Source organism: Peribacillus phoenicis, from assembly GCF_047238085.1.
Classification (GTDB): domain Bacteria; phylum Bacillota; class Bacilli; order Bacillales; family DSM-1321; genus Peribacillus.
This window is the reverse complement of the sequence record NZ_JBDFMF010000001.1, coordinates 576,261-593,431: the sequence shown is the minus strand read 5'-3', so window position 1 is coordinate 593,431 and position 17,171 is coordinate 576,261. Positions and strand designations below refer to the sequence as shown.

14 protein-coding genes are annotated in these 17,171 nt (G+C 45.0%); 8 read left to right on the top strand and 6 right to left on the bottom strand.

Annotated features, from left to right (window positions below; all coding sequences use genetic code 11):
- Positions 1-391: 391 nt before the first annotated feature.
- From ABC374_RS02985 to ABC374_RS02970, 4 genes are all read right to left on the bottom strand, one after another.
- Entirely contained in the window at positions 392-1,957 is a 1,566-nt protein-coding gene (locus ABC374_RS02985; RefSeq protein ID WP_413015828.1) for a glutathione ABC transporter substrate-binding protein, read from the bottom strand.
- A 100-nt stretch (positions 1,958-2,057) separates the two neighbouring features.
- A complete protein-coding gene (locus tag ABC374_RS02980; protein ID WP_413015826.1) occupies positions 2,058-3,557 on the bottom strand; it encodes an amidohydrolase family protein in 1,500 nt (499 codons plus the stop codon).
- Position 3,558: 1 nt separating this feature from the next.
- Positions 3,559-5,067 carry an amidohydrolase family protein gene (locus ABC374_RS02975; protein WP_413015824.1) on the bottom strand — a complete coding sequence of 503 codons (1,509 nt, stop codon included), beginning with the start codon at positions 5,065-5,067 and terminating at the stop codon, positions 3,559-3,561.
- Between the two features lie 66 nt (positions 5,068-5,133).
- Positions 5,134-6,690, bottom strand: coding sequence for a glutathione ABC transporter substrate-binding protein (locus ABC374_RS02970; protein ID WP_413015822.1), 1,557 nt, complete (start codon positions 6,688-6,690; stop codon positions 5,134-5,136).
- Between the two features lie 210 nt (positions 6,691-6,900).
- Here ABC374_RS02970 and nikC point away from each other — a divergent pair, with 210 nt between their 5' ends.
- The 7 genes from nikC (at position 6,901) to ABC374_RS02935 (ending at position 13,643) form a co-directional block, all read left to right on the top strand.
- A complete protein-coding gene (gene nikC, locus ABC374_RS02965) occupies positions 6,901-7,803 on the top strand; it encodes a nickel transporter permease (protein ID WP_053536318.1) in 903 nt (300 codons plus the stop codon).
- A gap of 12 nt (positions 7,804-7,815) precedes the next feature.
- Positions 7,816-8,736 carry a nickel ABC transporter permease gene (gene nikB, locus ABC374_RS02960; RefSeq protein ID WP_413015820.1) on the top strand — a complete coding sequence of 307 codons (921 nt, stop codon included), beginning with the start codon at positions 7,816-7,818 and terminating at the stop codon, positions 8,734-8,736.
- 12 nt (positions 8,737-8,748) lie between these two features.
- On the top strand, positions 8,749-9,771 hold the full coding sequence (locus tag ABC374_RS02955; RefSeq protein ID WP_413020256.1) for an ABC transporter ATP-binding protein: 1,023 nt from the start codon (positions 8,749-8,751) through the stop codon (positions 9,769-9,771).
- Positions 9,771-10,760, top strand: coding sequence for an ABC transporter ATP-binding protein (locus ABC374_RS02950; protein ID WP_413015818.1), 990 nt, complete (start codon positions 9,771-9,773; stop codon positions 10,758-10,760). Before ABC374_RS02955 ends, ABC374_RS02950 begins: the two co-directional genes overlap by 1 nt.
- 88 nt (positions 10,761-10,848) lie before the next feature.
- Entirely contained in the window at positions 10,849-11,616 is a 768-nt protein-coding gene (locus ABC374_RS02945; RefSeq protein ID WP_137017448.1) for a sensor histidine kinase, read from the top strand.
- Positions 11,613-12,311 carry a response regulator transcription factor gene (locus ABC374_RS02940; RefSeq protein ID WP_057278356.1) on the top strand — a complete coding sequence of 233 codons (699 nt, stop codon included), beginning with the start codon at positions 11,613-11,615 and terminating at the stop codon, positions 12,309-12,311. The genes ABC374_RS02945 and ABC374_RS02940 overlap by 4 nt, the downstream gene beginning before the upstream one ends.
- Positions 12,312-12,314: 3 nt before the next feature.
- Entirely contained in the window at positions 12,315-13,643 is a 1,329-nt protein-coding gene (locus ABC374_RS02935) for a transporter (protein ID WP_413015815.1), read from the top strand.
- 616 nt (positions 13,644-14,259) lie between these two features.
- Here ABC374_RS02935 and ABC374_RS02930 read toward each other — a convergent pair.
- The gene (locus ABC374_RS02930) at positions 14,260-14,847 is read right to left on the bottom strand and encodes an NAD(P)H-dependent oxidoreductase (RefSeq protein ID WP_350301458.1); all 588 of its coding nucleotides are present in this window, start codon (positions 14,845-14,847) and stop codon (positions 14,260-14,262) included.
- Positions 14,848-14,967: 120 nt separating this feature from the next.
- Here ABC374_RS02930 and ABC374_RS02925 point away from each other — a divergent pair, with 120 nt between their 5' ends.
- On the top strand, positions 14,968-15,396 hold the full coding sequence (locus tag ABC374_RS02925; protein ID WP_413015813.1) for a MarR family winged helix-turn-helix transcriptional regulator: 429 nt from the start codon (positions 14,968-14,970) through the stop codon (positions 15,394-15,396).
- Positions 15,397-15,477: 81 nt separating this feature from the next.
- Here ABC374_RS02925 and ABC374_RS02920 read toward each other — a convergent pair whose 3' ends face one another.
- Positions 15,478-16,935, bottom strand: a complete 1,458-nt coding sequence (locus tag ABC374_RS02920; RefSeq protein WP_413015811.1) for a protein adenylyltransferase SelO — start codon at positions 16,933-16,935, stop codon at positions 15,478-15,480.
- Positions 16,936-17,171 lie beyond the last annotated feature (236 nt).

The following is a 17,171-nucleotide window of genomic DNA, read 5'->3' as shown; positions in this document are numbered from 1 at the left end:
AGTCTCGCACCTTCCGTTCCAATCAACTTTGCTTTAAAATCCCTTTCCGCCGACTGTCTGCCAAGCCGTATCAAAGCAAGCGCCTGTGGGTCTCGGCTAGCCAGTATTTCGGCAGGAGTGTCGCAAATCTCTTCAATCCAATGAGGATTACAGAAAAAACATAAAGACCGGAGCACCTTATTCGACCCGCTGCACTGTCATGGGCCGTTGACGCAGTTTATCGACCTAACCATAACCACTTATTCGGCCGTTCACGCACAGTATTCGACCTACCCAGCATTTTATTCGACCGTTGAGGCACTGTATTCGACCGTTCACGAATTTTTTTCGACCTTCATCTCACTTTTCGGACTCCAATAAACTGGATGAACCCTTTGTTCTTATCTGCGCATCACTTTATCGTTACGTCATTTATCTCCAAATAGCCTGAAGGGCTGATTGAAAATCCTTTTACATCTTTCGCGACTGCAGCAACATTTTCTATGACCCTTACAGGAATATACGGGGTGTCGCCCATCTCGATTTCCTGTGCCTCTGCGTATAGTTCTTTGCGCTTCCCTTCTTCTTTTTCCTTCCTGGCGGCATCTATTAAACGATCAACCTTTTGATTGCTGTAAAAGAATGTATTGCCGGCCGCTCCCTGTGATTCCGTATGAAATAGATTATATTGATTATAATCAGCATCGCCGGTCGCGTTTCTCCAGCTGATGATGAACATTTCCGATTGCCCTTTATTCACTTGTTCCACGAACGAACCGTACTCCATTACCTGTACTTTCAAATTAATGCCGATACCTTTCAGTTGGGATTGCAGGACCTCGGCCAAGTTAACTCTTTCTTTACTGTCCATTGTCAGGATGGTTGCATCCAAGCCCTCAGAATATCCAGCTTCGGCCATCAGTTTCTTTGCTTCCTTCAGGTTGTAATCATAGGCTTCGAGATCTTCGTTGTACCCGAATACCTTAGAGCCCATCAAGGAGTTCGCCTTTACTCCCACATTATTAAAGACCCCCTTGATAATCGAGTCCATTTCAATGGCATGGGCGATGGCTTTACGTACCTTTACATCATTGAACGGTTCATTATTGACATTGAACCCTAAATATTCGGTTCCATACCCTTCACTGCGGTAAACATCCATTGCCGGTGAAGATTCCACCTGGTCCATGACAGCTACAGGAAGAGGCTCTGCGATATGCGCTTCACCAGTTTCTATCATCGATATCCTCGTGGAGTCTTCGGGGACGACCTTGAAGAGGACCTTGTCCACTTTTGGCTCGTCTCCCCAATAGCTGTCGTTTTTCGTCAATATGATTTCCTGGCCTGGAGACCATGAATCAAAAACGAAAGGACCGGTTCCATTCGGTTCCTGGATAATCTTTTTGCCATACTTTTCAATCGTTTTCGGACTGATGATTCCGCCTTCATGATTCGCCAATATCGAAAGAAGAGGAGAAAAAGGTTCCTTCAAAATGAATTGCACGGTAAATTCATCAACCGGTTTCACCTCTTTTACCATATCGAATACTACCGCCCTCGGAGAAGCGACCATCGGATCTAATAGTCGATCAAATGTCTTTTTTACTGCATCTGCATTAAATGGTGTGCCATCATGAAACTTTACATCTTCCCTAAGCTTGAATTCCCAGGTCGTGTCATTTATTTGCTTCCATTTTTCTGCTAGCATTGGCTGTATCTCACTATTCTCATCCCGTTGTACAAGGCCTTCATAGATTTTATGGTGAGTGACGCTAGCGGCGTTAATCGTGGACATGAACTGCTGATCCAAATTCTCAGCGTCGGATAGGCGGGCAATGACCAATGTACCCCCTTCGTTTGATGCTCTGTTCGGATCACTTTCTGTTGTGCTTACGTCATTGTTAGAAGAACAGCCCGCAATGATGATGGCCATGATCATGACTAGAAAAAGCTTTCCTGCCCTACGTTTTAACCCCATGGTCTTCTACCTCCCAATTTCATTTTTCGAACATTTATCTAATTATAGGAAATATTCTGATTATTTATTTCGAATATCTTTACTATGTTTTTCATTTTCTTTACTTGTTTCCATAAATCGCTTCTGGATCGCTTATCGTTTCCACGACCTTGAATGATGGCTTGAACAATTCTTTCTCGGGAAGCTCCTGATAATCCCTTTCCATATATCCTCTTCTCATCTTATTGAAATATTGCTGCCCCTTATATTTGATTTCCGTTAAATCAAGATCGGGGATTATTTGATCCTTCATGACTACTTTTCCATTGATGATCGATAATTTAACGTCCCTCCCAGAGCCGCTTACGAACATGGTTCGAATCGGATCATCGATTACCCCCATATGGAAACCGTCCAAGTCAATCGCGATGATATCCGCCTTGGCCCCCGCTGCGATGCGTCCTAGATCGTTCCTGCCAAGAAAGGCGGCCGCATCAAGTGTGGCTGACCGAAAGAAATCGGCATAAACAGAGCCTTCCGTTTCTCCTGCCGCCAGCCGTGAGAGCATGCTTCCTGTCCTGATGTTCTGGAACATATCCGGAGGGAATGTATCCGTTCCAAGGGCTATATTGATCCCAGCCCGTTTATATTTGGCAAAAGATTCTAACGCCTCCCCGTGCCTTCCGATGATCAGCGGGCAATGGATCACCGTTGTATTCGTTTCAGCAAGCAGCGCCAAGTCATCACCCTGGCCATATTTCGCTTTACTGTATCCTGAAATAAAGTGGGCGTGCGGGATCCCTGTTCTCGGACCGAGAAAGCCAAGGTCGTACAAATATCTGATCGGTGTAACATGATGAGCTTCCCAGATGGTGTTGAACTCAAAACTGCCTTGTGCAGCATGAAGCTTTATCGGTACATTCAATTTTTCGCTGTAATATTTAATCTGTTTTAATTGATCCGCCGTTTGAGACTCTACACGTTCTGGGGCAAGCATCCCCCTGACCATTCCTTCATGGGCTCCATCGAATTTTTTTACAAACTCGACCGCTTTCCGTAATCCCGCTTCCCCGGCTTTTTCATCCCAATGCAGTTTAATTTTCCCGTCAGGCTGGACGACTCTCATTCCTGATTGGAAACTCGGACCAAGGTAAATCCTTAACCCCAATCCAGCGGCATGTTCTGCGGCAGCTGCCAATTCATCATAGGATTCAGCCCAGCTTTTATAAAAAACGGAAGTAATGGGCATCGCCGTCGTCACGCCATGAAGAATGAGCTGTGAATAAGCATATAGTGATTTAAACGCTTCTTCTTCCTCGGTCATTAATTCAGGATGTCCGCTTTTTATATATTTCTCTGACCAAAGAAGATTCTTCTGTCTGGCGGCACTTGCTTCAAAATGTAAAATATCATGGTCAATGTCACCTAATGCATTTAAATCTATGAACCCGGGACTGATAATCGCATTACCGGCATCCATTACCTCGTCCACTTCTTCTGGATAATTTTTTCCGACATACAAAATCGTGTCGTTTTCATAAACGATCTCTGCGTTTTCCAAAATGACATGATCGCATCCATCATACCCAATTACATATCTTCCTTTAAGCTTGGTTTTCATCTTATTCCCCTTTCACCATCACGGCAGCGTCTTCGCGTTCGTCATATCGCTTTTCATCTACATAGGCCCTGGCATGGCCCCAGAAATATTTCGTCGGCTGCATATACTTTTCGAGCCCCGCACGCTTTATCGTTGAAAAGGCTTCTTCATTCGCTTCATCAAGCACTGTACTTTCATGGACCGTCCGTACTTCCCTTCCTTCCATGATCAATTTCCCATCAACGATGACATGCTCCACATCATTCGCCACTGCTTGAAATACAAGCCGGTGAACATGCATGAATTCAGGGGTCAGATGCGGCCGATGCAGATTGACCGTAATGACATCCGCTTTTTTCCCGATTTCAAGGGAGCCTATTTCATCATCCCAGCCAATGCATTTCGCAGCATCTATCGTGATCATTTCCAGTAGCTTGCCTGGAGGTAAATAATAGTAGTCCCTAAGCGCTGCCTGGTGAACAAACTGTGTTTTCCTCATTGCCTGAAACATATCAAAGCTTGTGGAAGGGGAAGTCCCATCCGTGGAGATTGCCACAGTTGTCCCCATCTCCAATAATTCAGTTATCGGGGTACGGGCATGAACCTGGCCAAATCCAGGTGATGCACTGACGTTGGTACCTGTTTCTGCCAGTATTCTTGCTTCATCAAAGGAAATGCCCCGACAATGCTGTAAATGGACATCTGGACCCAATAGGGCGTTTTCCTTATCCTGTATCGCTAAATGAATCATCCCGCCAAAGGCATCTGAGTGAATGCGTGTGTTATATTTCCTGGCAATCTCCCTTATTTTCTTCGCTTGATAAAGGTCATGATCAGTCAGCCCATAAAGCCTGTCCGGCGAGGTGGGATTCGAGGGATCCACTGATGTAACGATGACAAATGGTGTAATGAAGGCCCTCGTGCGGTCCTCATTTGCATGGTTCAGCGCCTCGATTACAGCTTCCGCCCCCTGTAATACTTCTTCATATGAAACTTCCTTTACCACTCTCTTTCCGTCAATCCACCGGCTGAATGAATGGGGCCATGGAGGGTTGCAAGGACCTGTGCATACCACTTCCCTGATCCCAACTTCGGCGTATGCTTTTGCATGATTGATGGCAAAAATCGGTTCATCGGACCGCGGCATGGATCCTAACACGCTAACCCCAGTTGTCACGCCCGCCTTTAATCTCTCAAGGGAGGATAGCTTTCCTTCGTAATACCAAAAGTCATCTGTAACAAAATGCTTGTAAGCATTCGTCATGATGGGCATCCAAAAATCAATATTCTCCATGGCGATCGTTTTGAACATGGAATGTCCCCCATGACCATGAACATCTATCAATCCAGGCAATATGCATTGATGGCTGCAATCGATGACTTTTACAGCTTCATACTCCAATTTCAGTTTTTCCGTTGAATCTACGGCTAAAATCCTTCCTTGATGTATGGCGATGGCACCATCCTGCAGAATTCTCCTGTTTTGATCCATGGTAATAACGGTCCCATGGATTAGCAGTAAATCTATCATACTTTCCCCTCCTAATTGAGAAGGCAGCATAACTTCCTTATGCTGCCTTCCATTTGTGATGAATTCCTACTTCACGGTTACGTCATCAAGCATTAAATAATTTGCCGGATTCAGCCACAGTCCTTTAACTGTCCCACCGTATACCGCCAAGTGTTCATAGTTTCGGATAGGAACATATGGAACTTCTTCCCTTTCAATTGCTTGTGCCTTCGAATATAGTTCCTTACGTTTATCGCCATCCGATTCTTTACGTGCATTTTCAATCAATTTATCAACTTCCGGATTGCTATAGAATGAACTATTTCCCGCAGCACCTTGGGATTTGGTATTGAAAAGATTGAATTGATTATAATCTCCATCCCCGGTAGCATTGCCCCAGCCGCCTATCGCTACCTGGTGCTCGCCCTTGGCTGTCGCGTCAATGTAAGCCCCATACTCAAGGACTTGAATCTTGACCTTAATACCGATTCCTTTTAACTGGGATTGAATCACCTCGGCCATATTGATCCTTTCCTTACGATCACTCGTCGTCAGTGTAAACTCCAAACCATCCTTGACCCCCGCTTCATTCAAGAGCTTCTTCGATTCATTAATATCATAGTCGTAGCCTTTTATTTCCGGATCATAACCAAACACCTTCGGGCTCATTGTTGAATTTGCCCTCGTGCCGACGTCGTTATAAACCCCTTTGATAATGGAATCGACTTCGATGGCATGAGCGACCGCCTTACGGACCCGTACATCATCAAAAGGTTTTTTCTTAACATTGAAGCTTAAGTATTCAACGGCAAGTCCCTCCGTGCGATATAAATCCATCGTGCCTGACGCTTCGATCCTATCAATCTCCGTCACTGGCACTTGATCGGTCACATGTGCTTCACCCGTTTCTATCATTGCAATCCTCGTGGCATCTTCAGGGACAACCTTGAATAACACCCCATCAATCTTAGGCTTATCCCCCCAATAGTCCTTGTTTTTCGAAAGGGCGATTTCTTCACCAGGCTTCCACGATTTAAAAACGAATGGACCTGTCCCAACTGGATTTTGAGCCAGTTTGTCACTATTTTCCTTAATCGCTTTAGGGCTGATTATGCTTCCTTCATTACTTACTAAAATCGATAACAGCGGAGCATAAGGATATTTCAGCTTGAATTGTACGGTCGTTTCGTCAATGACTTTAATTTCCTTGATCATTTCCAATTTACCAGCCTGCGGAGAAGCTGTTGCCGGATCCAGTATCCTGTCGAAATTGGTTTTCACCGCTTCGGCATTGAATGGGGCCCCATCATGGAATTTGACTCCCTCCTGCAATTTAAACTCCCACGTGACATCATCCAGTTGTTTCCACTCTTTCGCGAGCAGCGGTTTAGGATCCATGTTTTTGTCAGGAACGACCAATGTTTGATAAACCTTTTCATAAACGACGTTTGCAGATGGAATGTCTGTTATGAAGTGAGGGTCAAGGGTGGTCGCATCAGATAATCGCGCGACGATCAGCGTACCTCCTTCCTTTGCTTTTTCTACTGTTTCCTTACTGCCGGTTTCTTCTGTTGCACACCCTGATAAAACGGATGAGATGCCTAATAAAGAAGCAAAAAGCAACCCAATCATACCTTTTCTCATTCTATTTCCTCCCTTTTCAACCTGCCTTTGTTTCTCCAAGTAACTTTCAGCTATGAGTACATCGGGCTTACTGTAAATTATAAAAAAAAACCGAATTTTATATTTTCAGAATCTTTACTCATTTTTTAATTATCTTTACTGCTTTTCCGCATCATATTTACTTCAATCCCTTTTTTGAATAAATTGAATGAAAGAAAAGGAGGAAATCCAATGAAGCCAGAGGTCGTCATCAATAATACCGAATTGAATGTAAAAGAAAGAAAATCTCCGAAACTAAGACACTGGAAAGCCTTTTATAAAAAATTCAAGCGAAATAAATTGGCATTGGTAGGCGGGTACATCGTACTTTTTTATATTTTATTGGCTATCTTTGCCCCTTTGATCTCACCGCAGGATCCCTATGAAATTGATTTGGTCAACAAACTCCAGCCTCCATCAGCCGAGCATTGGATGGGTACGGATGATAAGGGAAGGGATATTTTAAGCAGATTATTATATGGAACACGGCTTTCATTAACGGTTGGATTTGTCTCTGTATTCTTCGGGGCGTTCATTGGCATACTCCTCGGGTTAACAGCTGGTTATTACGGAAAATGGATCGATACCGTCATTATGAGGATTGTCGATGTTCTGCTGGCTTTCCCGGGAATACTGCTTGCTCTTGCCATCATTAGTGCCCTTGGTCCGAGTTTAATCAATGTAATGGTAGCGGTCGGCGTCTTTTCGATACCGATGTTTGCCCGGATTGTACGGGGTTCCACACTATCAGTCAGGAAGCTGGAATATATCGATGCCATTCGTGCATTGGGAGCGACTGACTTCACGATCATATGCAAACATATTTTTCCGAATATTCTATCACCTGTCATCGTTCAAGCTACGTTACGTCTGGCAACGGCCATTCTGTCGGCAGCCGGATTATCATTCCTGGGACTGGGTGCCCAGCCGCCCTCTCCAGAATGGGGAGCGATGCTGAGCAGCGGACGGGATTATTTGTTCAGTGCCCCCCACATCGCTTTGTTTCCGGGGATAGCGATATCAACACTGGTACTTGGTTTCAACATCTTCGGGGACGGACTTAGAGATGCCCTGGATCCAAGAATGAAAAAATAAGGAGGAGAGAAAATGTTCGTATTCATTATCCGACGGGTACTTCAAACGATACCGGTATTACTGGGAGTAAGTCTTGTTGTTTTCCTCATCATGCAAATGGTCCCGGGAGATCCGGCAACACTGCTTGCAGGTGAAGGAGCGACTAAAGAAACGATTGAATCGCTGCGGCATGAGCTTGGCTTGGATCGTCCAATCCTCTATCAATACGTTGACTATGTCCTTCATGCCGTTCAAGGTGACTTTGGGGAATCACTCCGCAGCAGCCGCCCTGTTTTGGACGAAATCATGGTCCGCTTGCCCATCACCCTTGAACTGGCACTTGCCAGCATATTCATAACCGTTGTGCTTGGAATGATCGCAGGAATCATCTCGGCTACCAAGCAATACTCGGCAGCTGACATTTCCATCATGATCGTTGCTTTATTGGGAATCTCGTTACCTAGTTTTTGGCTGGGACTTATGCTTATCTACTTCTTTTCCGTGAACCTTCATTTGTTTCCGGTTTCAGGTTGGGGAACCTTCAGCCACATGATTCTCCCTGCCATAACCCTTGGGGCCGGCGGAGCGGCCATCGTTGCCAGGATGACCAGGTCGAGCATGCTTGAAGTCGTTCGCCAGGACTACATCCGGACCGCGAGAGCCAAGGGATTGAAAGAATATATCATCATTTATAAACACGGCCTGAAAAATGCGCTTATCCCCGTCATTACCGTCGTTGGCCTCCAGTTCGGTGCACTCCTTGGCGGCACGGTATTGACAGAGTCCTTTTTTGCCATCAATGGACTTGGGAGATTGATAGTCGATGCAATCAGAACGAGGGATTTGCCGATGGTCCAAGGCGGCGTCCTCATCGCTTCCGTTATCTTCGTATTCATGAACTTGGCAGTGGATGTCCTCTATCGATACTTTAACAAAAGAATAGACTTGAACTAAGGAGGTATGATGATGAAACAGGTTGCTGATAAAATACTGGAGGTAAAAAACCTGCAGACCCACTTTTTCACTGATGAAGGAACGAGTAAAGCAGTCAATGGGATCAGTTTCTCCCTCAATAAAGGGGAAACGCTTGGAATCGTCGGGGAGTCGGGAAGCGGGAAAAGCATAACATCGCTCTCATTGTTAAGGCTCATTCCATCGCCACCCGGCAAGATTGCCGGCGGCAGCATCCTTTTTAAAGGGGAGGACCTGCTTACGAAGTCTGAAAAACAGATGCGGTCCATACGCGGGAATGAAATTTCGATGATTTTTCAGGAGCCGATGACATCATTGAATCCCGTATATTCAGCGGGCGAGCAAATTGCGGAAGCGATCCGGCTCCATCAAAAGCTGGGAAAAAAGGAAGCATGGAATAAAGCCGTCGACATGCTTCGGCTCGTGGGGATCCCTTCACCTGAAAAGAGGGCAAAACAGGAGCCGCATGAGCTAAGCGGCGGAATGAGGCAAAGGGTCATGATTGCGATGGCACTTGCCTGCCACCCTGAAGTTTTAATAGCGGATGAACCTACAACAGCACTGGATGTGACGATTCAAGCCCAAATCCTCGAACTGATCAAGACGCTGCAAAAGGATTTCGGGACGGCTGTCATTTTGATTACACATGATTTGGGTGTCGTATACGAAACCTGTGATCGGGTCGCTGTCATGTACGCAGGGAAAATCGTTGAATACACCTTGGCCAAGGAAATATTCACAAACCCAAAACATCCTTACACCATTGGTTTATTGAACTCCCTTCCCCGTCTGGACATGGACCAGGAAGAACTGACCACAATTCCCGGGACCGTTCCAAGCCCTTACAACATGCCCAAGGGGTGCAGCTTCGCTCCCCGCTGTGCACATGCGAAGAGCATTTGTGAACAAGCCGTACCGGATCTCCAAGCTATCGGCCCAAGCACCGAGGTCAGCTGCTGGATGTTCACCCCCCAATGGGAGAAGGAATATGACACTCAAGAGAAGGTGGGGGTATAATGATGAGTGTACCAGTTGCAGAGAAAAAGGTTCTGCTTAAAGTGGATCAATTGAAGCAATATTTTCCGATCAAGGGAGGATTTTTCGGAAGGACCATCAATCATGTAAAAGCCGTTGATGACATTACCTTCGATATCAAACAGGGTGAAACCTTAAGCATCGTCGGCGAATCCGGCTGCGGAAAATCGACTACCGGAAGGGCCATCCTTCGATTGGATGAACCGACGAGCGGGAGCATTCACTTTCAGGATAAGGATTTACTGAGTTTAGGAAAAAGAGAAATGAGGCGTACCAGGAAGGATTTGCAAGTTATTTTCCAAGATCCATTTGCCTCCCTTAACCCTAGACAGACTATCGGCCAAATTCTCGGAGAAGCATTAGCGATACAAAATGTAGTCCCTAAAGAAAAACGAAAGAGCAGGATCGAAGAATTATTGGGACATGTCGGGCTGAGACCTGAATCCATGGAAAGATACCCGCATGAATTCAGCGGCGGCCAGAGACAGCGGATCGGCATTGCACGGGCTCTGGCAGTGGATCCAAAATTGATCATATGTGACGAAGCTGTTTCTGCACTGGATGTCTCCATTCAAGCGCAAGTGCTGAATTTATTAAAATCCTTACAGCGCCAGTTCGACCTTACCTTTCTTTTCATATCACATGACTTAGGTGTGGTCAGACATATCTCGGATCGGGTGATGGTCATGTATCTCGGAAAGATAGTCGAGATAGCCGATAAAAAGTCCATTTTCGAACAGCCTCAGCATCCATATACAAGGGCATTGTTATCGGCCATCCCAGTACCGAATCCTGTGCATGAAAGAGAACGGATCCTATTGACGGGTGATGTACCCTCACCCATCGACCCTCCAAACGGCTGCCGCTTCCATACACGGTGCCCTTTTGTACAGGATATCTGCAAAACACAGCTACCCGAACTGAAACTATCGGCACAAAACCATCAAGTGGCTTGTCACATTGTGTCATAAGCTGTAGATTTCCGGAGGGGTCTTTAGTATGATACTAATAAACAGAATAATTCAAGTTATTTAAAAATATAACCAGCAGAGGTTCTCCATGCTAAGTTACGAGGGATTCACCTTAATTATCATGCTCTTCATTTTAGCTCCCATCATGGGAGCTATCGCTCTTTTATTTCTATTCATATTCGAGAAAAGGATCGACCTTCTTGAAAATAAAAACAAAGAGATCCGCCTGGAGCAAGCACTGCAAGAAGCACAATATAATAAATTGAACCAGCAAATCCAGCCACACTTTTTGTTTAATACACTAAATGTCATTCTGGGCTTGGCCCGCCTGAACAGGACGGCAGAATTGATACGGGCCTTAGAGGCATTTTCGCAATTCCTGAAATTCAAATATAAAGCATCAGAACCATTGATCCCCCTTTCCCAGGAAATTCAGTATACCCAGCATTATCTCGACATCCAGACCCTTCGCTTCGGTGATCGGCTCAAGATTGATATGGATTGCCCGGAACCATTAGCAATCGCACTTGTTCCCCCCTTCATTCTTCAGACATTGGTGGAGAATTCGTTTAAACACGGTTTGGAAAAAAAAGTGGGCGAAGCCCTGCTGCATATCCGGTTTTATCTGGAATCGCAGATGGTGTATCTGGAAGTGGCGGATAATGGGTTAATGGGAAAGGAATCTTTCGTTACGGACGAAGGCGGCCATGGCCTGGATAATATCCAAAAGCGTTTATATTTGTATTTCAATGACCGTGCACAATTGAATATAGCTTCTACTGAATCGGGAACTAAGGTAGAGGTATCATGGCCACTGGTTTTTGATAAGAAATTGGAGGAGGCGGAGCCGGAATGAATGTATTATTAGTTGATGACGAACCATTGGTCCTTGAACAAATGGAATATATGATTCAGTCCATATACCCTTTTTGGAAGTTTCATAAAGCTGCTGATGCCTGTCAGGCACTGACCCTCAACCAAAATCATAAAATCAACCTCGCTTTCCTGGATATTAATCTGCCGGGGCGATCGGGTCTTGAATTTGGTGAAGACTTAAGGGCGCTAAACAAAGAAGTCGAAATCATTATGGTGACCGCGCATCAAAGCTTCGATTATGCCCAGCAATCCATCAGGATAGGCGTGGTTGATTATTTAACGAAACCTGTAATAGAAAGTGATTTGCATAAAGTCCTGGCCAAGTATGACAAAAGGGAATCTTCCCATAACTATTCAACCCTAATTCACCATTCACTTTCATTCATTCATGAAAATTATGCTGAAAAACTCTCCCTTTCGGACATCGCCCGTGAAGTGCATACCAACCCGACTTATTTAAGCAGGAAATTCCATGAAGAAGTTGGCACTTCCTTTTCGGAATATTTAATGCACTATAGAATAAAGGCCGCAAAAAGGGCCTTAACCAATAACACCAGCTGGAGCATATCAGACGTCGCTGAAAAATCGGGTTTCAATAGCCAGCATTATTTCAGCACTTTATTCCGGAAGATAGAGGGAATCACGCCCAAGGAGTTCCGCGAGAAAGGAAAATGAACATTGCGATCACGTACATTTCAAGAATACGTACAAGGTCCCATTCAAATCGGGATGGGTTTAGGGATCATCTCCCTCCTGGCACGCTGGGTGACAGGAACCACGATATTATCTTCCCCCGAATCGATGGTGAAGTATGGAGTTTTCGGAGGGATCGGATACGCCTTGATGGGAGCGATCGCCCTGTTCATGTTCAGCTTCATCGGGAAGAGGGTCCGGCAGGATTTCCCCGTGGGCTTGACCATCGGGGACTATTTAAAAGTCAGGCTTCATCCCCTCGGATATTGGATATTGATCGTGATTCTGGTCATAACCAGCTTACACATTTTATTCATTCAGGGAATGGCTGCGTCCACCCTATGTCAGTTTCTTTTCGATACCCCGCTCTATGTCGGGCTGTTCTTTTTTTTCGGTTTCTGTGTCCTTTATGCTGGATTTGGCGGGTTAAAGCTCATTCATGGTTTAGCAGCTTTTCAAGTTGTCTTCATGTTTGCCGCGGTTATCTTGATTCCCTTATACTTTTTCGTCAAGGAAGGGATTCAGCCCGTTTATGATGGGATCCGTTTATACCATCCATACATGCTCGTAATCAATAAGTATGATCTATGGAGTTTTCTTTTTGCTGGACTTCTTGTCGGGTTCGGCCAGTTTTTCTTTGACCTGACATCATGGCAGCGATTATTCATGATAGAAATGAAAAAGGTTCGATTGACATTCTCTTTATCCGGCCTTATATGGATCATATTCCCGCTCTCCTTTTCATCACTGTTCATCATGGTTATCTTTACGGGCGGCTTCACTGATATCCACTCGATTCTGGCTGGATTGGCAAACAAAATAACGACACCATTCTTTTTCATCCTTTTTGTGCTCTGCGCTTTCAGTGCAATCACCTCAACATTCGGTGCCTGCCTGCATTCATTGGTAAGCCTGATCGTAGCCAATATTCTTGAACCATTACAAACAAAAAAAAGCAACCAGCAAAAAATAAGGATGGCCTGCCTGCTTTCGATCTGTATTGGAGGATTGGTTTTCGTTGCTACACTCTTCTATTCCCCAAACCTATTAGAGCTCTTATTTTATTCAGGCAATATATACTCGGCATTGCTGGCTCCAATCCTGGTTATCGTATTCAGCAAAGGGAAAATCCCTGATTACATACCGATAAGCGCGGTATTGGCCATTTTGGCTTCATACATCATCCAGCCTCATGTAAGTGAATTCCAAAGCATATGGTTCAGCGGGCTGGCATCGGTCACGATCATTGTGATATGCACGATCGTTACCATCATCAAGAACAAATGGAGGGTCGTAAAAACAAAACGGGATTGATTAAGAAGGCGGATGGCAAAGTGGTTACATAACAAACTATGTAATCACCTCTGCGTGTATTTGGCTCCGCAGGTCTTGAGAGGACTCAATATCACAACAAATAAAAAAAGCCTAATCTTTATAGATCAAGACAGTTTGTAGAAAAAAGCAAAGTTAATTGGAGCGGGTGTGCAAGACTCCTGCTTAGAAAAGCGCGTCCAGGGAGACCCCGCAGACGCAAGAAGCGCCGAGGAGGCTCCCGGACCGCCCGCGGAAAGCGAGTGCCCTACGTTCCAATCAACTTACAAATTGTACAAGCTATAACTGGGGATCTTAAAGGATCTTATCCGAATCCGAAATTATTACCACGAATTTAATACAAGACTAGATTATCCTTAATGTTTTTTTGCTGTAATCCTTATTGGATTGAAGAAATTTGCGACACTCCTGCCGAATTACTGGCTAGCCGAGACCCCACAGCCGCTTGCGGCGAGGAGGCTTGGCAGACAGTCGGCGGAAAGGGAGCGGATTTCTGAAATCAACTGAAACTTTTTTTAAAATAAAAAAAACTGTAGGCAAAATCAATTATTATCTAGTTTGTCTACACCTGGAATCCCACTATTAATCTCGTAAAAACTTAGCTTGCCACCTTTCTGAAATACCGATAAACCTTTTCTAGCTTTTGAGTTTGTTTCCCCTTTGGACTTTCCATATTACCGAATTCGAAAAACTTCACTTTTTTGATTCCGACAAAATTGAATAGTGCTCTTTTCATCAATATTTTATGCGCATCATTCAACCAGATAAGCGGATACTTTGCAGGTCCCTTCATCGTGGACACACATACGACCGACTTTCCCTTCAGAAGGCCTTCCGGGAACAATCCCTTTTTATCCCTGTAGGCAAAATTCGCAGAAAATAATTGATCAATATATCCCATCAGCATGGCAGGAGGCCTCCCCCACCAGATCGGATAGACAAAGACAATCTTGTCGGCCCATGTAATCTGATTTCTATATTTTTCAAGCTGAGGGTCACGATGCATATCACGCCTTCGTTTATGCTCATTGAACTCCAAGAGCGGATTGAAGCCCTCTTCATATAAATCCAAGACCTGCAGCCCCTTTATGTTCGGGTTCTCCTTACTTCCTTTGATGACTTTTTCTAAAAATGCATGGCTTAAGCTTTTTTGATTTGGATATGTGTAGATGACCAGCAAGTTCATGACGTCCCCCCCATTTACTTATCATTTGATAACAATAATACAGCACCATCTTTTTTGTTGTCAAATGATAATTGTATTTTGACAACACTTTTGATATCTTTTCAGTAAGAGGTGAAAGTTATGGACAAAAAAGCTCTTTTTGAAAAAATGGTCACATTTACAACTTCCGTACATCAAGTCACACACGAATTGACACAAAACGCCAAATCGGATGCCATCACGCCGGTACAATATAAAATTCTTGAATATATAACAGTCAGTCAGCCTGTCACACCAAGTGAAATCAGTGACTGTCAGCATATCTCCATGCCTAACACGAGCCGTGAACTGAAAAAATTAAGCGAAAAGAATTTAATTGAAAAAATAAGTGATTCGGAAGATAGGCGGAAACAATACATCCGCCTCTCCAAAGAGGGGGAAATGATGATGAACGAGGCTTTTGCAATCGTAGAATCCCGTTTCCAAAGCCGGCTGCAACATGCATCAAAGGAAGATTTAGCGGAAATTGACCGTGCCCTGGACATTCTTCAAACAAAACTTTTTTACTAAAGGCATAAAAATGGCTCCCGCAATTGAAGTTGAAAAAGAATCGACTTCAATCGCGGGAGCTGCTTCATACATGTTTTATAATCAGGTGCCGCAAAAGGTCCGGTAAGGTTTTGTCGACACAGGCAGTGCGGCGTATTCAGCTTGTTCCTCGCAGTGTGCATAGGGATTTGCAAGAACATCCAACAGCCGTTCCATCACGCTGTAGTCCCCTTGCTCCACTGCCGCTTCCAACGCTTCTTCCACCCGGTGGTTCCGTGGGATCACTGCAGGATTGCTGTTCTGCATCAACTGATCCGAAGATTCTTTCGATTCCTTCTGCCTGCCCAGTCTCGCCTTCCAAAGCTCTTGCCACTGAGCGAATTCCGGTGTCCCGAAAAGGACCGAATCCTCCACTTTATCATAGGTCAAGGCACGGAAGGTATTGGTATAGTCGGCACCATGCTTTTTCATCATGCTGAGGATGCCATTAATAAGCGCTTCATCCTGAGTCTCTTCGTTGAATATCCCCAGTTTCGCCCTCATTCCCGCTAACCAATTAGCATGATACAGATCATTAAAATCGGAAATCTTATCTTGTGCCAAAGTAACGGCCTGATCTTGGTCATCATGCAACAGCGGCAATAGGGATTCAGCGAATCGCGCAAGGTTCCAACCCCCAATTACCGGCTGGTTACCATAGGCATAACGGCCTTGTCTATCAATTGAACTGAATACCGTTGCAGGGTCATAGGCATCCATGAAGGCGCAAGGGCCATAATCGATGGTTTCCCCGCTGATCGTCATGTTGTCGGTGTTCATCACCCCATGAATGAAGCCAACCAGCTGCCATTGGGCAATGAGCTCAGCCTGACGCTTTACCACTTCCTGCAGCAGCGAAAGATAACGGTTTTCATCGGCTTCGATGTCTGGAAAATGACGCTTAATGGCATAGTCGGCAAGTGTCCGGAGTTCCTCGATCGTGCCCCATTTTGCAGCGAATTGAAAAGTGCCGACACGAAGATGACTCGAAGCCACTCGGGTCATGATGGCACCAGGCAGCCCAGTTTCACGGATTACCGTTTCACCGGTCGTCACCACTGCCAGACTTCGGGTGGTAGGAATGCCGAGACCGTGCATCGCCTCGCTGATGATGTATTCGCGCAGCATCGGTCCAAGTGCAGCCCGGCCATCGCCACCGCGGGAGTACGGCGTTCTTCCTGGCCCCTTCAGCTGGATATCGACCCTCCCGCCTTCGGGCAAGACCTGTTCGCCAAGCAATATCGCCCGGCCGTCCCCTAACATGTTAAAATGACCGAATTGATGGCCAGCATATGCTTGGGAAAGAGGCGAAGCACCTTCAGGAATCTCGTTTCCGGCAAATACCGCAACACCATCTTCGCTTTGCAGGGACTTTACGTCCAAACCAAGAGATCCAGCCAAACTCTCATTGAGAATGATCAACTCCGGTGAACGTACAGGAGTCGGGTTCGTGCTCGTGAAAAACTTTTCCGGTAGACGTGCATAGCTATTGTCTAAATTCCATCCTGTTTCATTAGTCATTGTTTCTCCTTTTCTTATTTTGACTTTTGTATAAAGGTTCTTTCGCTCAAGATTCAGTTAAAACACGCGATAAAACTAAGTTGCAGTCCATATTTTAATGTCTACTTCTAACAATTAATTATACCGTTTCTGCTAGAAAATGGCTCTTTTAAAGTATGGTGAATATCTCGTTCATTTTGGATATCCCCTAGATTTTTGGTGTGTAGTTTCTATTTATGGAGTACTAATTTTTTTTT

Excerpts from the sequence above, each read along its gene's own strand:
- ABC374_RS02985 (WP_413015828.1), bottom strand. The coding sequence starts at position 1,957 with ATGGGGTTAAAACGTAGGGCAGGAAAGCTTTTTCTAGTCATGATCATG.
- ABC374_RS02980 (WP_413015826.1), bottom strand. The coding sequence starts at position 3,557 with ATGAAAACCAAGCTTAAAGGAAGATATGTAATTGGGTATGATGGATGC.
- ABC374_RS02975 (WP_413015824.1), bottom strand. The coding sequence starts at position 5,067 with ATGATAGATTTACTGCTAATCCATGGGACCGTTATTACCATGGATCAA.
- ABC374_RS02970 (WP_413015822.1), bottom strand. The coding sequence starts at position 6,690 with ATGAGAAAAGGTATGATTGGGTTGCTTTTTGCTTCTTTATTAGGCATC.
- nikC (WP_053536318.1), top strand. The coding sequence starts at position 6,901 with ATGAAGCCAGAGGTCGTCATCAATAATACCGAATTGAATGTAAAAGAA.
- nikB (WP_413015820.1), top strand. The coding sequence starts at position 7,816 with ATGTTCGTATTCATTATCCGACGGGTACTTCAAACGATACCGGTATTA.
- ABC374_RS02955 (WP_413020256.1), top strand. The coding sequence starts at position 8,749 with ATGAAACAGGTTGCTGATAAAATACTGGAGGTAAAAAACCTGCAGACC.
- ABC374_RS02950 (WP_413015818.1), top strand. The coding sequence starts at position 9,771 with ATGATGAGTGTACCAGTTGCAGAGAAAAAGGTTCTGCTTAAAGTGGAT.
- ABC374_RS02945 (WP_137017448.1), top strand. The coding sequence starts at position 10,849 with ATGCTAAGTTACGAGGGATTCACCTTAATTATCATGCTCTTCATTTTA.
- ABC374_RS02940 (WP_057278356.1), top strand. The coding sequence starts at position 11,613 with ATGAATGTATTATTAGTTGATGACGAACCATTGGTCCTTGAACAAATG.
- ABC374_RS02930 (WP_350301458.1), bottom strand. The coding sequence starts at position 14,847 with ATGAACTTGCTGGTCATCTACACATATCCAAATCAAAAAAGCTTAAGC.
- ABC374_RS02925 (WP_413015813.1), top strand. The coding sequence starts at position 14,968 with ATGGACAAAAAAGCTCTTTTTGAAAAAATGGTCACATTTACAACTTCC.
- ABC374_RS02920 (WP_413015811.1), bottom strand. The coding sequence starts at position 16,935 with ATGACTAATGAAACAGGATGGAATTTAGACAATAGCTATGCACGTCTA.